This window comes from Arthrobacter sp. BI5 (assembly GCF_056680065.1).
Map to the genome: position 1 here is coordinate 2,077,975 of NZ_CM155264.1, position 13,872 is coordinate 2,091,846.

General features: G+C 66.1%; 12 protein-coding genes. 2 read left to right on the forward strand and 10 right to left on the reverse strand.

All coding sequences use genetic code 11. The annotated features are described in order from the left end of the window. Positions 1 to 4: 4 nt before the first annotated feature. Together AC1MED_RS09420 and AC1MED_RS09425 are read right to left on the reverse strand one after the other, a co-directional pair. Positions 5 to 712, reverse strand: coding sequence for a peptide deformylase (locus AC1MED_RS09420; protein WP_479783086.1), 708 nt, complete (start codon positions 710 to 712; stop codon positions 5 to 7). Between the two features lie 9 nt (positions 713 to 721). Beyond that, a complete protein-coding gene (locus AC1MED_RS09425) occupies positions 722 to 1,651 on the reverse strand; it encodes a hypothetical protein (protein WP_479783087.1) in 930 nt (309 codons plus the stop codon). Positions 1,652 to 1,786: 135 nt separating this feature from the next. Here AC1MED_RS09425 and AC1MED_RS09430 point away from each other — a divergent pair, with 135 nt between their 5' ends. After that, positions 1,787 to 2,197, forward strand: a complete 411-nt coding sequence (locus AC1MED_RS09430) for a nuclear transport factor 2 family protein (protein WP_479783088.1) — start codon at positions 1,787 to 1,789, stop codon at positions 2,195 to 2,197. 14 nt (positions 2,198 to 2,211) lie between these two features. Here the strand turns inward: AC1MED_RS09430 and AC1MED_RS09435 are convergent, their stop codons facing one another. Genes AC1MED_RS09435 through AC1MED_RS09445 form a run of 3 tightly spaced genes read right to left on the reverse strand, consistent with a single transcriptional unit; the run spans position 2,212 to position 5,326 of the window. After that, entirely contained in the window at positions 2,212 to 3,372 is a 1,161-nt protein-coding gene (locus AC1MED_RS09435) for an FAD-dependent oxidoreductase (RefSeq protein WP_479783089.1), read from the reverse strand. Then, entirely contained in the window at positions 3,369 to 4,085 is a 717-nt protein-coding gene (locus AC1MED_RS09440) for a class I SAM-dependent methyltransferase (RefSeq protein WP_479783090.1), read from the reverse strand. The genes AC1MED_RS09435 and AC1MED_RS09440 overlap by 4 nt, the downstream gene beginning before the upstream one ends. A gap of 11 nt (positions 4,086 to 4,096) precedes the next feature. Beyond that, the gene (locus AC1MED_RS09445) at positions 4,097 to 5,326 is read right to left on the reverse strand and encodes a type III polyketide synthase (RefSeq protein WP_479783091.1); all 1,230 of its coding nucleotides are present in this window, start codon (positions 5,324 to 5,326) and stop codon (positions 4,097 to 4,099) included. Between the two features lie 171 nt (positions 5,327 to 5,497). Here AC1MED_RS09445 and AC1MED_RS09450 point away from each other — a divergent pair, with 171 nt between their 5' ends. Next, positions 5,498 to 7,897, forward strand: coding sequence for an ATP-binding cassette domain-containing protein (locus AC1MED_RS09450; RefSeq protein ID WP_479783092.1), 2,400 nt, complete (start codon positions 5,498 to 5,500; stop codon positions 7,895 to 7,897). Positions 7,898 to 8,717: 820 nt separating this feature from the next. Here the strand turns inward: AC1MED_RS09450 and AC1MED_RS09455 are convergent. From AC1MED_RS09455 to AC1MED_RS09475, 5 genes are all read right to left on the reverse strand, one after another. Then, positions 8,718 to 8,939 (reverse strand): hypothetical protein, encoded by a 222-nt coding sequence (locus tag AC1MED_RS09455; RefSeq protein ID WP_069696870.1) that lies wholly within the window; start codon positions 8,937 to 8,939, stop codon positions 8,718 to 8,720. A 113-nt stretch (positions 8,940 to 9,052) separates the two neighbouring features. Next, positions 9,053 to 10,216 (reverse strand): Fis family transcriptional regulator, encoded by a 1,164-nt coding sequence (locus AC1MED_RS09460; RefSeq protein WP_318255064.1) that lies wholly within the window; start codon positions 10,214 to 10,216, stop codon positions 9,053 to 9,055. A 295-nt stretch (positions 10,217 to 10,511) separates the two neighbouring features. Beyond that, positions 10,512 to 10,865, reverse strand: coding sequence for a helix-turn-helix domain-containing protein (locus AC1MED_RS09465; protein ID WP_014923526.1), 354 nt, complete (start codon positions 10,863 to 10,865; stop codon positions 10,512 to 10,514). Then, positions 10,858 to 11,988, reverse strand: coding sequence for a tyrosine-type recombinase/integrase (locus AC1MED_RS09470; protein WP_479783093.1), 1,131 nt, complete (start codon positions 11,986 to 11,988; stop codon positions 10,858 to 10,860). The genes AC1MED_RS09465 and AC1MED_RS09470 overlap by 8 nt, the downstream gene beginning before the upstream one ends. A 1,074-nt stretch (positions 11,989 to 13,062) precedes the next feature. Further along, positions 13,063 to 13,788: a hypothetical protein gene (locus tag AC1MED_RS09475; RefSeq protein ID WP_479783094.1), complete on the reverse strand. Its 726-nt coding sequence runs from the start codon at positions 13,786 to 13,788 to the stop codon at positions 13,063 to 13,065. Positions 13,789 to 13,872 lie beyond the last annotated feature (84 nt).

The following is a 13,872-nucleotide window of genomic DNA, read 5'->3' on the forward strand; positions in this document are numbered from 1 at the left end:
CGGGCTAAACTCCCGGCTGAGCGGCGGCCCCGCCCGGCAGGAACCCCAGTTCCTGCCGGGCGTGGTCGATGTCCGGCTGGGCCCAGCGGGCGGAGTATTCGGCGTTGCTGCTGAGCGAGCGCAGCTCGGCCCGGTCCAGGTAGAGGATTCCGTGCAGATGGTCGGTCTCGTGCTGGACGATGCGGGCCTGCCAGCCGGTGAAGTCGCGCTGCTGCGGCGTGCCGTCCTGCGCCGTGAACTCCAGCCGCACCGATTCCGGCCGCAGCACGGCGGCCTGCAGCCCGTTCAACGACAGGCAGCCCTCGTAGAAGGCCTTCCCGGCTGTGCCGATCGGCTCGTAGCGGGGGTTCAGCATGGCGAAGAACGGCAGCGGCTCCCGGCCCCGGGCCGCGGCGACGTCCGAGTCGACGTCGAACCGGTCCTCCAAGACGGCAAGTTGCAGGGGGATCCCCAGCTGCGGCGCGGCAAGGCCCACTCCCGGGGCTTTGTGCATGACCCGGCGCATCAGGTCGATCAGCCGGCCCAGCTCCGCTTCGTCGAGCTGGCCGGTGAAGGGCACGGCCTGCTGCCGGAGCACCGGGTGGCCCACCTGGACGATGGGCGGCAGCACCCCGGCGTTCAGGACCTCGTCCACGGCTTCCCGGATGCTCTCGGCGCTGGCGTGCGAGTGGGGGGCGTCGATGTTTGCGTCGTTGCTCGCGTCTGAAGACATGGCAACAGACTACTGGCGTCCGCACGCTGCGGTGACGAAATCGTAGATGCGTCCGCGCAGCAGTGCGCCGGCGTCGATCTTCAGCACGCCTTCCCGGCCGGCGACCGTAACCCGGAGCGGGATCAGCGTGCCGACCTTGTCCTCCGCCACGGCGTGCGGATCGCACCGTGCCGGCCGGATACCCAGCGACAGTTCGCGCACCGGCCCGGCCGCGTCCACCCGGAGCCCGCGCGGCCACGGAGCACTCGGGTCCTCGTCCAGCAAGGTGGTCCCGCCGATGCTGTTGATGGTCAGCGTCCCGCCGCCACCAATAGCGTCGGTCGCCTTTCGCGGGGTGATGACCAGGCGCACCACCGCGGACCGGGCGTCGGCGGACAACCGAAGGTCGGGACTGAACCGGAAGCCGGCAACCGCGTCGGCGGCCTGGGCCACGCACATCTCGGCGTTGTTCCGGACCAGGACGCCGAAGGGATCGTTTGCCGGCAGCGTGAACTCTTTGGCCGGAGCCCCGGCTGCCTTCTCAAGCCGGACCTCGACGACGGCGGACGGCTCCGGGGATGGGCTGGAGGGCTCTGCCGGGCCGGGACAGGAAGCTGCCGGCAGCCGGGCCGGCAGGCTCTTCGTCTGGCCCGGCGGCAGCTCGGTTCCCGCCCCGGCGGGCGTCCAGCCGAGTCCGGAGGCAAAGAGCGGGCTCTGCAGCCTGGCCGCGAGCACCGTGACAGCGGCGCCGGTGGTGTTGGTCAGCTGGATTTCGATGATCTGCCTGCTGTAGTTGTCGCGAAACTGGCTAAGCTCCGCAGTCAGCGGCCCGGTCACGGCGGACTCCAGCGACGGGCCGCTGAGGGACACGGCTGGGCCTGTGTCCGGGCTGCAGGAGACGGCCGCGAGCAGGACCAGGGCCGCGGCGGAGCGGCGGATCATCAGGGAGGGGCTGCCCATGCGGTCAGTTTAGGCCGCCGGCCGGCGACGGTCAGCAGGCGGCGCCGGACATCACAGCGGGGGCGGCATGAGGCGGGCGTAACCTCACGGCGGGGCAGGGGAGGGCCGCCGGACCCATCGGCTAGCCTGAGGTCCATGACTCCTGCGACACCCCTTGACTGCGTGCTGGGCCTGCTCCGGGTCCTTGAGGCCGGCGGCGGCGCCGAGGCGCTCCGCCCGTTCCTGGCCGAGGACTACATCCTGACCGAGGCGCCGCATCTGCTCGGACCGGAGGGATCCACCCGCACCCGGGACCAGGTCCTGGCCGGCGCAGAGCAAAGCGGCGAGGTCGTGTCCGGCCAGCGCTTCGAGGTGCAGCGCACCACCAGCGAGGGCGGCCGGGTGGTCGTGGAGGCCGAATGGTCTGCGACCGCGCAGATGGATCTGCCGTACTGGGACAAGGGCGAAACGATCCGGGCCCGGACCGCATCGGTGTTTGAGGTGCTGGAGGGCCGGATCGTGCGCCAGCACAGCTACGACTGCTACTACCCGCCGCGCCAGGCATAGCGCGGCGTCCCCGGCTACTGCATGGTGAAGCGCCGGGCGACACGCCGATTGACGGCGGGAACCGCGGCCGCGGCGGCAATGGCCCCGTTGCGGGCGGACAGCAGCCCTCTGCGCAGGGGCCGGCCCAGCGCCATGTTGATCTCGGACTGCCGAGCCGCGCGCACCGCCTCGCGCATCCGGTTCTGTTCGAAATCCGCCAGCCCGGTGCGGCGGCCGGCCAGGAGCGCCGGCACCAGCGGTGCCAGCGCCAGTGCGTCGAGCCAGCCCAGGCTCATGCCTTGGCCGCCGATCGGGCTGATCTCGTGGGCGGCGTCGCCGATCAGGATGCCCCGGCCCGCGGCCATCCGGTGGGCCAGGCGGGAGCGCACGCCGAAGCCGCTGAGCATACTGTTGCTGCCGGCGTCGACGTCGATGCCGGTCCGCCGCCGGACCTCCCGGGCCAGCCAACCGGCGTCGGGGCCGTTGGCCGGGCTGGTGTCCGGCGTCCCGGCAGCGGCCCCGTCCGGGCCCAGGCGGACCACCCAGCGGCGCAGTTTCCCTGGCAGCGGGAACGATTCGACGATGCCGTCGCCGGCAAGGAACAGGGCCGCATCCGCGCCGAAGCCGGTGCCGTCGGCAAAGTCGCCCATCAGGTAGCGGTCGGGGTAGTCCCGGTGCCGCACCGGCACGCCGAGGGCGGCCCGGGCGGGGGACCGGACCCCGTCCGCGGCGATCAGGAGGGGCGCCGCGAAGCTGGCCGAACGCCCGCCGTCGCACGCCTGGACCTCGACCTGCCGGCCGTCGTCCCACAGCCCGGTGACCCGCACGCCGCGGTGCAGTGCCGCCGGGTCGAGTTCCCGCAGCCGCTGCTCCAGCACGGCTTCGGTGCAACCCTGCGGCAGGGACAGGACGAACGGGAACCTTGCGGACACCCGGGCGAAGGACATTTCGGCCAGCGTCCTGCCCCCGTTGAGGGCCAGGCCGCGGCGGATCGGGACGCCGCGGCGGACGAGTTCCTGGTCCACCCCGATCTGCCCGAGCGCGTCGAGCGCCGGCGGATGGATGCCGATGGCCCGCGAGTGCGGTTCCGGCGCCGTCCGTTGTTCGAGGACCGTAACCTCGAGCCCCTGCTGCAGCAGCAGGGTGGCCATGAACAGCCCCACCGGGCCGCCGCCGACGATAACGACGTCGGTCACGGGCCGCCGCCGGCGCTGATGGCTGGTGCCTGATCCAGGATCAGCAGGTTGCGGAAGGGGGAGCGGGGCAGCACGGTCCAGCCTGGGGGAGCGGCGCCGCGCAGCTCCGCCGCGGTATAGCTGCGCCGGATCGAGGTCAGCCCGTCCTGCCGGATGTAGGAGCCCGAAAAGACCAGGGCCCCGGCGGAGAACAGCGCGTACGCAGCCGGGCTGCGCCGGAGATCGTTGTGGATGACCCGCCGGGTGCTCAGCGCGGCCGATTCCGCAAGGAACCGGGCCAGCTCGCCAGCGTCCAGGTGGTGCAGCACGTGGTTGGACACCACGACGTCGAAGCGCGCACCTTCGTCGAGCAGCTCCGCGGCAGCCTGCCGCCGGAACGTGACACCGGCGCGGGTCCGGTGGCGCGCGGTGAACGCGGCCGCCCGCCGGTCAGGGTCGATTGCGGTGATCTCCAAGCGCAGCCCGTCGCGCGCCGCCCAGCGGGACAGCAGTACCGGTACGTCGCCGCCGCCGCAGCCGATGTCCAGCAACGTGATGGTGGACGCCGCGGAGAGCAGCGGCCGCAGCTGCTGCCGGTAAATCCCCCTCCAGCCGGACACGGCACGGTTGACGAGGGCGAACTGGGCGTAGGTCCGGTCCAGGCGGGTCGGGTCGCAATCAGGCCGGTCCATCTCCTCGACGGCGTCCAGGGCGCGGGTGCGCAGCGGTGCCATGGTGCCGGCGCTCAGGCCAGCGCGGCTGCCGGCCGGGGTGCACCGCGCTGTCCTGGGTTGGCATCGGCGGTCCCGGCGGCCTGTGGCGCGGTGATTTTGGTGAAGAGCGCGGTTTCGACTGTCAGGCCAGGGCCGAACGCCATCGAGCAGATGCGTTCGCCGTCCCCGGGCGCCGCGGTGCCCGGGTCGTCCCCGTCTGCGGGGAGGTCGAGGATGTGCCGGATCACGAACAACACCGTGGCGCTGCTCATGTTGCCGTAATTGCGCAGGGTTTCCCGGGCCGGAACCAGTTGCTCGTCGCTGAGCTCGAGCCTGGACTGCACCTTGTCCAGGATGCTGCGGCCGCCGGGGTGGATGGCCCAGTGCATGATGTCCCGGTACGGGCGGCCCAGGAGCGACCCGTCCCGGGACAGGAGAGGCTCGAGCGCGCCGATGATGTGGTCGTCGATGATGTGTGGGACGTAGCTGCCGAGGACCATCTCGAATCCTTCGTCGCCGATGTTCCAGGCCATGGCTTCCTCGCCCACCGGAGTCAGGACCGTTTCAAAACTATCCAGGGTGAGCAGCGCGGGCTGGTCAGGGATGTCGTGGGCGCTGATGACGGCGGCCGCCGCGCCGTCGGCGAATAATGCCGATCCCATGATGGTGTCCGGGTCGTTGGAGGTCCGGACGTGCAGGGAGCAGAGTTCTGCGCAGACCACCAGCACCACGGCTTCCGGGTCCGCGTCGCAAAACGATTTAGCGGCCCGCAGCGCCGGGAAGGCGGCGTAGCAGCCCATAAAACCGAGATGGTAGCGCTGGACTGCGGGATTCAGCCCGAGCGCGCGGACAATCTTGTAGTCGGGACCAGGGTTGAAGAAGCCGGTGCAGGAGACCGTGACGAGATGCGTGATGTCACTGCGGTCGACGCCGGGCGCGGCGGACACCGCCTTTTCGGCCGCCTCGATGAACAGCTTGGTGGCCTCGGTGGCGAAGATGTCGTTCCTGACCTTGGTGCTGGGGCTGAGCAGCAGGCCGGTGGCTGGGTCGAAGAACTGCGGGTTCTCCGCCCGGCTGCGTGTGGTCAGCTCGGCCAGAGCGGTGTAGCGGGTGTCGATGGCGGCGGAGTCAAAGCAGGTGCTCACGAGCCGGGAGCCGAGGCGGCTGAGTCCCGGCTGCGCGGCGAACACATCGCGGGCTTCGGATTGGATTAATACGGTGGGCGGGACAGCAGTTTCCAGGGACCTCAGGTAGACCGTCATGGTTCATTCTCAGTGAGGCCCGCGGATATGACAATGGAGTGTCGACGCCGGTCCGCCTGCCGGGCAGCCCGGCTAAGGATAAGACCACCGACTGTTCTAAGCTGTTCCCATCGGGCCAGGCGACGCCGTCGGACACCGCCGGGGCGGCCCCGCCGAGCAGAGGGAGACACGATGAGCGCAGCCACCGGGACGCAGACGGACACCCAGCACGCTTCGCCGCACGTTGCCGACACCCACGACCTGATCCGCGTGCAGGGCGCGCGGGAGAACAACCTCAAGGACATCAGCGTTGAAATCCCGAAGCGCAGGTTGACGGTGTTCACCGGCGTCTCCGGCTCGGGGAAGAGTTCGCTGGTCTTCGCCACGATCGCTGCGGAGTCGCAGCGGATGATCAACGAGACCTACAGCGCCTTCGTGCAGGGCTTTATGCCCAACCTGGCCCGGCCCGACGTCGACTTCCTGGAGGGGCTGACGACGGCGATCATCGTGGACCAGGAACGGATGGGCGCAAACCCGCGGTCCACCGTTGGCACCGCCACCGACGCCAACGCCATGCTCCGCATTCTCTTCAGCCGGCTCGGGGCGCCGCATGTGGGACCGCCCACGGCCTTCTCCTTCAACGTCCCGACCCGGAAGGCCAGCGGGGTGATGAGCACGGAGAAGGCCGGCGGCCGGGTGGAGAAGAGTGTGGTGCAAGGCGCGGTGTACCTGGGTGGCATGTGCCCCCGGTGCGAGGGGATGGGCTCGGTCTCCGACTTTGACCTGACGGCGCTTTATGACGACAGCAAGTCCCTCGCCGAGGGTGCCCTGACGGTCCCGGGATACAGCATGGACGGCTGGTACGGCCGCATCTTCAGCGGCGCCGGCTTCGATATGGACAAGCCGATCGCGAAGTACACCAAAAAGGAAATGAACGACCTGCTCTACAAGGAGCCGACGAAGATCAAGGTCGAGGGCATCAACCTCACCTACGAGGGCCTGGTCCCGAAGATCCAGAAATCGATGCTTTCCAAGGATGTCGAGGCGATGCAGCCGCACATCCGGGCCTTCGTCGACCGGGCCATTACCTTCCAGGCCTGCCCCGAGTGCAACGGCACCCGGCTCAGCAAGGAGGCGCGGTCCTCGAAGATCCGGGGGAAGAACATCGCCGAACTGTGCGGGATGCAAATCAGTGACCTGGCCCTTTGGGTCCGTGAGCTCGACGAGCCCCCGGTCGAGCCGCTCCTGAAAGGCCTGCGGCACCTGCTCGATTCGTTTGCCGACATCGGGCTGGGCTACCTTTCGCTGGACCGGCCGGCGGGGACGCTGTCCGGGGGAGAGGCGCAGCGGACCAAGATGATCCGGCATCTCGGGTCGTCCCTGACCGACATCACCTACGTCTTCGACGAGCCGACGATCGGCCTGCACCCGCATGACATCGAGCGGATGAACCAGCTGCTGCTGCAGCTCCGGGACAAGGGCAATACCGTGCTCGTCGTCGAGCACAAACCCGAGACCATCGCGATCGCTGACCACGTTGTTGACCTTGGCCCCGGCGCGGGCACCGGGGGCGGCAGTGTCTGCTTCGAGGGAAGCGTGGAGGGCCTGCGGGGCAGTGACACCATCACCGGCCACCACCTCGACGACCGGGCGGCAGTCAAGGAAACGGCGCGTACGCCGTCGGGCTCGCTTGAAGTGCGCGGCGCGTCGACAAACAACCTCCGGGACGTCGACGTCGATATCCCGCTCGGGGTGCTGTGTGTGCTCACCGGCGTCGCCGGGTCCGGCAAGAGTTCGCTGGTCCAGGGCTCGGTGGCCGGCCGGGACGGCGTGGTGCTGATCGACCAGGGCGCCATCAAGGGTTCACGGCGCAGCAACCCGGCGACGTACACGGGCCTGCTTGAGCCGATCCGGAAGGCGTTTGCGAAGGCCAACGGCGTCAAACCGGCGCTGTTCAGCTCCAACTCCGAGGGCGCCTGTCCCACCTGCAACGGCGCCGGTGTCATCTTCACCGAGCTCGGCGTGATGGCCACGGTCGAGTCAACCTGCGAGGACTGCGAGGGACGGAGGTTTCTGGCGTCAGTGCTGGAATACAAGCTGGCCGGCCGCAACATCGCCGAGGTCCTGGCGATGTCGATGACCGAGGCCGAGCTGTTCTTCGGCGACGGGGAGGCCCGCACGCCGGCCGCGCACAAAATCCTCGACCGGCTCGTGGACGTTGGCCTCGGCTACCTCAGCCTGGGCCAGCCGCTCACCACGCTCTCCGGCGGCGAGCGGCAGCGGCTCAAACTGGCCACCCAGATGGCGGAGAAGGGGGACGTCTACGTCCTCGACGAACCGACCACGGGCCTGCACCTGGCCGACGTCCGGAACCTGCTCGGACTGCTGGACCGGCTGGTCGATTCAGGCAAGTCGGTGATTGTTATCGAGCACCACCAGGCGGTCATGGCGCACGCCGACTGGATCATCGACCTGGGCCCCGGCGCAGGGCACGACGGCGGCCGGATCGTCTATGAGGGCACGCCCGCCGAGCTGGTTGCCGCGAAGTCCACGCTGACCGGGGAGCATCTGGCGGCCTACGTCGGTCCTTGAAACCAAGGACTGCTCGAGTCAACAAATGAGCGGGGGACCAATGCAGGTTTCCCGGTTGGTATTTGGCATGATATACGGGAAGCCCGCAGTATTGGGACTTCTTAGGGGGTCAAATTCGATATGTCGTACTCGTTGACAAGCAATATTAACTTGCTATATTGCATTCGAATTTTCGAAAAAAATGCGCAGGGGAGTGGTCGCAACAGGCCGGACTCCACTGGTTGTCGGCAGCTTGACCGGCCCGCGTGGGCATGTCGCGGCCCCGGGTCAAAACGGCGGCTAAACGCCCAGGAAGGCCGATCCGGACAAGGCCGCAGGCTCCGGAGGAATCGTCGAGTGCAGCACGGCTGAATTCCGACGGTGGCTATCCGCGCCGCAATACTAGCCCCGAATCCCGCCCAAAGCGCCAGGCCGCATGAACTGCCACGGTTTAGCTAACATCTGGCCGGCAACTTCGAGAATTGTGCCATTTGTAGCCAGCGCAACCCCAAAGCCACCCAGATCCGATTTCCGTGGCGCATTCTGACTCAGGTTCAAACAGGATGCCGTCGCCGTCGCCCCGGCTGCCTCCACGCGACAGATGTGCGCCAGCGGCACGCCCTTGAACTGACGAAACCGACGGCTCCTAAAGCAGCAGCAAACCCTGCGCCCAGGCAGCCCCTTCCAGCCCGTCAGCCGACTGGCAGCGAGACGTGTTGATGTGGGACCAGTCGGCGCGATTGTGTTTGATAGGCGGCCTTCAGTTGCGGGGTGACGCGGATCCTTCCGATGCCGCCACCGAAGTCTGTGGAATTTGGGCTGTGCGTGTAGCTTCCGCTCTTCACATCCGCTTTTGGAAGTATCTGGCCAGGGGCGGCACCGCAACCACGGCGGTGACTGCCGCTCCAGCTGTCATGTATAAAATCTCTGCTTCTGGAAAAATCGCCCGGAGAATAAATGTCACGACAAGGCCAGCGACTAAGCCAGCAATACAGAGAAGAATCAGCTTTCGAAAGCCTCGTTCGTCCGCCATGTCGACCTCTCTGGTCACCTTGCTGTTCACCTTGGTAAGGAGACTCTCAGCGCGAGTTCAGCGTAGTGGCCCCATCCTACGCGGGCGAGTCTGAGTTCGCCCTCACTATCTTCACCAACCCTGGGTGCTGTCACGGTTGCTTTCTATCTCGAGATGGCTGATTTCAAAGCAGAGACGTATTGCGCATAGTTGGCTGACGAGTCGATGGCGTGGCGATCGATTGTAGCCGCGGAGTAGCCAAGTGCTTCGGCGATGATGGCAACGGGGGCGAGTTTGGTGAGTTCGTGAAGTGTTCCGAGCCTGGCTGCCCGACTACTGAAGGCCGTGCTGAGTCGTTGAGTGAGGGTTGAGGCTTGGATGTGCTGGCCGGGTGAGCCGCCTCGGAATACCCACTTGCTGTTGGGGTGCGCTGCTGTCTGGTGATGGGTTGGCGTGGCCGTGAGGTCTCGCCAGGGCTCATCGAGCGGTGGTGTAAGTGCGATTTCGACGGTTCCGAGGGTGATGGTGACGAGTTCCTCTGTCACTGTGACGTTGTCCCAGGTTAGTTGGACGATGTCGGAGACCTGCTGGCCGAAGACCAGGATGAGGATGGCTGCCGCGCGGTCTCTCGGGTTCATGTCAGTCGTGTGGCTGAGGTTGGCAACGATCTCGGTTTGAGCGGCCGCGTCGAGGCGCGGACTGGTGCCGCGGCGGTGAGGCTGCAGTTTCAGGGAAGGGTCGATGAGGTTGGTCCTGATTGCCCAGTCGAGAAAGCGTGAAGCGATACCACGTGTTGTGGGGCCTTCTGCCTGCCATCGGTCCAAGTGCGCCTGGTTCACTTCGGCGAGTTCGTTGCCCTGTTCGCTGAGCCAGTTCTGCAGTTCGATGGCGACGGTGACTGCCTGTTTGGCCTGCAGGAACGTTCCTCGGGTGACCTCGTCCATCTGGTTCATGCGGCGCAGGTGGTGCCAGCGAATGTATCGGCGGGTGATGTCGCGGTGGGCCGGACTGGTGATCCGGTCGAGGGCCTGCTCGGCCCAGTCGCTGAACCTTGCGCTGAGTTCATCGCGTCGCGGCAGCGCATTGTGTTCGACAAGTAGTCCGCGGACGTATTCGCGGGTGCGCGATGCCGGTAGTTCGTCGAGGCGGGCATGGGTGATCACAGGCTCGGTGGCGAGTTGTTGGAGGAACTCGGTGACGTGTGGCTGCTGGATCCAGGTGAGACCGCTGTTGGCGCGTTTCATGGACTTCAGCGCGGTGGCGACTGCCCGGAGCTCGGGGGAGGGCGGCTGGTTGTCCGGCGGGCTGAGGATCCGGTTGACGGTCATGGCAAGGATGCATGACCAGCATCGATTGCCTGAGTGGAGCTCGTCTTCTTTGCCGCACGCGATGCAGTCGACGTTGAGGCGGACGCCCGAGCACTTCCGGCAGGCCGACAGGGTGCCGACGCGACCGGGCAAGACCCCTTCGTGGCCGCAGGCGCAGACTCCGCGGGTTCTTTTGGCTTGCTGGTAGCAGTAGCCGCAGATTCCGCCGTCGGGCCAACGGACCGCGATTTTGTGGTGTTCTGCGCAGCGGGCGCAGGCTTCCGGCCATTTCGCAGGGTCGCCGGCTTTCCGGGGCCTAGTCATCTTCGTCCGGCGGCAGCACCCGGATCCGGCGGGCAATCGGCGCCCCGGGAGTGATGCCCAGGTCTTCTGGCCTCTTCGGGGCGTTGGCGGTCTTAGCGGCGCGCATCTGCACGTAGGGCTCGAAGAGGTCGTTCGGCGTGCATTCGAGGATGTCACAGAGTGCTGCGAAGGTCTGTGCGGGAATGCGTTCGGGTGTTCCGGTGACCAGGCGGTGGACTTGGGCGTTGGAGAGGTTGATGCCCCGGGCTTTGAGCAGGGGGAGCAGCTCGGTGGTCTTCCAGAGGTTGCGTTGGGCCATCAGTTGCCGGAGGTTCCAGCGGTAGCCGATCCGTCGCTGTTCAGCCATGGCTGTTCCCCTCGCCATCGCCGCTGCGTAGTCGCTGGGCGATCATTTTCTGGATGATCTTCTGTTTGAAGTCCGCCGACACGGAAGTATAGAGGGCCGTGGTGGAGGAGTAGCTGTGCCCGACCTGCTGCTGGATAAACAGAGGGTCGTAGCCGGCTTCGATCAGATGCGTCACGTACGAGTGCCTCAGCGTGTGAAGGGTCAGTTCTTCCGGGAGCCCCGCGATTTTCCTTACCCGCTGGAATGAACGGTCGAAGTTGCGGTGAACAGTCGAGCCGGAGCGCTCCGATGGCCACAGGCTGGCGGACCTGTCCGCGGTAGGGAATCTTTTGCGGCCGTCAGGGGAGAGCCAGTACTCAAGGAGTCCCACCACCCAATCGAACTCCGGGACGGTGAGCACGGTCCGGCGGCGGGGCCCTGAACCCTTGGTGCCCTTTGCCCAGCGCACCTGGAGCGCTCCGAAGCGGCCGAACTGTTCAACGTGCGGGTTGGGGCCGAAATCGACGTACTCAAGCATCACCAGTTCACGCCGACGCAGCCCGTAGGCATAGGCGACCTTGAACGCCGTCGAGTCCCTCAGCGCCGGCAGCCAGCGCTTTGAACCCTTGGCGAACTCGGTGTCGACCAGGTCGTCCGCGGCGTCAAAGAACGACTGCAGTTCGGTCCGTGTGAACGCCCGGCGGCGTGCCGGCACAGCATCATCGGTCGTGTGCCGGGGTGAGTTCCACTCGAAGACCACCTGTACCGGGATGTCGGAAAAGACCCGTTCGCAGAATGACGCCCAGCCATAGCGCCCGTCCGTCAGATAGGAACAGAACGCCCTGATGGCCCCGGAATTGGCCCTCAGGGTTGATAGCGCCAAGCCCTTCTCGGAGCTTCGCCGGTCAGCCAGGAACTCGTCCAAGTGATGCGCCGACCACGTCCACGGATACTCATTCGCGTGCTCCTGGAACCGCTGGATCGTTCCGCACGAGCTCTTGATGTACGACGTCGACAGGCCACGCGCCAGCATCTGAGCACGCCAGCCATCCAACATCGCCTCGAAAACACGATCCTCGGCACGCAGCAACCCGACATTCACATCGGTCAGAAAGGCCGGAATCCGCCCAGGTTCGATACTCACAGACCAAACTGTACGCGAAAATCTCTCATCTAATGAGCGATTACGCCGCTAGCCCGCGCCATCACGCGAAGCCACTCGTTCATGCCCATCGGCTTCGGGGCCTCACTGCATTCGTCTGACCTGCATGAACACCAAAAAGCAATGTAGGACGAGTCCTCTCATCTACTTCTACTCGTCCCACTCTAACGCCGATAATCTACATTATGTAAAGTAGAAGACTTCGTAACTCAGCGGGAGAACCATTGCCGCCCACCCCGCGGTCGATTCAGCCTCGCAGGCAAGGAGCCCTCGTCAGAGCTCCGGTCCTGCCACATCTTGATAGATGATCTCTATTCCCGGGCCTTTCGGAGTACGAAGGAGTGATCGATAGACCTTCTCGTAGTGACAGCACGTCCGTAGCCCGCGGGTCAACGTATTCCGACTCCAATGGCTCGATCAGTCCTGGCGTAAGCGACGGACTCCATAGAAAGTAGTCCCACTGGCCATCTTTAGTTCTTCTCTCATCCAGCAGGCCAGTCTTAGTGACCTCAATAGCGTCGACGTAGTGCTTGCCCTGTTTCAACTTGGTAGCAGCCAGAAGGCGGTAAGGCGCCCACTCTTCCGGCAGTGCGCAGATCGCGCGCTCCATCGTGTCCGCCGTGAGACTTTCGATCTCAGACGTTAGACCGCGCCCCTCACGATGCCACTTCCCAGGGGAAGCCAGCGATCCGGGAATCATCACGTATCCCTGAGGAACAAGGCATTGTGGAACTCACCAGATGAACCGTCACCCAGCGCACGACGTTCGCGCGCGGGTGGCATCCCACCCCCGCTCGTGCGCAAGTTCATACGATCCGGCCCGCCCTCGGTCGACTCGGGTTCCATGGACTTCATCATAGGGCGGACTCTGGAAGTGGCAGTCACCGCCTTCTTCCGGAGGCCAATGAAGGACGATCCGCCCGAATGTTGTGAGCACATGAGCTGCGCAGGAAGGCCCGCCGGTCCCCCGGCGGGCCTTCCTGTCACATCAACGGCATTCACTCAATACAGCTACGGGCGCCCCGCCGTTCGGCTACCAGTCGCCCGACAGCTGGATCATGAATAATTAAGGCTGAGCAGCAGCGCTTTGAGCTCGTCGTATTGGTCGGTTGCCATCCATGCCTTGGCTCCTCCCCTGTTGGGGAACCCGGCACCATCAAAAATGACACGGGTGAACAATCCGCCGTTAGCCGTTGGGACGAGATTGCACCACGATGCAACCCCATCGCCGGATGTCAGGGATCGCGGATCGGCCAGCCCCATGACGTAGGCGTCTGCCCCCGCCCGGGACTCGACGGCGAACCCGAAGACAGGCACAGTGCCGTCCGGCGACGTCATGCCCGGAACCGTCTGGTGGTCCAGTACTTCGCGTGACACGGGACCGCCAGCGCAGCCGGCGGTGACGCCGTTACCGAGGAAGAGCAGATCGTTGCCGTCAGCGTCGGCAACAGTGACTTCAATACCCGGGAGACCGGCGGGCGGGTGCGCCGTCCGCACGGTCCACGCCGCCGGGTAGGCAAAGGAAATGTGGCCGTCCGGGAAGGTGTAGGTCTTCAGCCCGCGTGGTGCCGGCTTCCGCGAGGGTGCGGAGGCAGCCGGCGCGGGCGTGGATGCCGGCGGGCCGGTCAGTGTCGACGTGCGGTTGGCCGTGCTGCTCACGGGGACGTTCGAGCCGGCCGCAGGAGCAGTCCCTGGCTGAGGGCCGCAGCCGCCAAGTAAAAGGCTGGCGGCAAGCCCCGCCGTTGTGACGGTCGTGAAAAATCCGGTGCGGTTCGAAATCATGGTGTGTAACCCCCAATATGTGTAATGGCGGGCTGAACGTCCCGCTACACATAAGGTTTCCCGGACACCGTCAGGTCTTACAGC

What these genes read in the sequence shown, in the direction of transcription:
- AC1MED_RS09430 (WP_479783088.1), top strand. Translation starts at nt 1,787, where the DNA reads ATGACTCCTGCGACACCCCTTGACTGCGTGCTGGGCCTGCTCCGGGTC.
- AC1MED_RS09445 (WP_479783091.1), bottom strand. Translation starts at nt 5,326, where the DNA reads ATGACGGTCTACCTGAGGTCCCTGGAAACTGCTGTCCCGCCCACCGTA.
- AC1MED_RS09475 (WP_479783094.1), bottom strand. Translation starts at nt 13,788, where the DNA reads ATGATTTCGAACCGCACCGGATTTTTCACGACCGTCACAACGGCGGGG.
- AC1MED_RS09425 (WP_479783087.1), bottom strand. Translation starts at nt 1,651, where the DNA reads ATGGGCAGCCCCTCCCTGATGATCCGCCGCTCCGCCGCGGCCCTGGTC.
- AC1MED_RS09420 (WP_479783086.1), bottom strand. Translation starts at nt 712, where the DNA reads ATGTCTTCAGACGCGAGCAACGACGCAAACATCGACGCCCCCCACTCG.
- AC1MED_RS09450 (WP_479783092.1), top strand. Translation starts at nt 5,498, where the DNA reads ATGAGCGCAGCCACCGGGACGCAGACGGACACCCAGCACGCTTCGCCG.
- AC1MED_RS09465 (WP_014923526.1), bottom strand. Translation starts at nt 10,865, where the DNA reads ATGGCTGAACAGCGACGGATCGGCTACCGCTGGAACCTCCGGCAACTG.
- AC1MED_RS09460 (WP_318255064.1), bottom strand. Translation starts at nt 10,216, where the DNA reads ATGACCGTCAACCGGATCCTCAGCCCGCCGGACAACCAGCCGCCCTCC.
- AC1MED_RS09440 (WP_479783090.1), bottom strand. Translation starts at nt 4,085, where the DNA reads ATGGCACCGCTGCGCACCCGCGCCCTGGACGCCGTCGAGGAGATGGAC.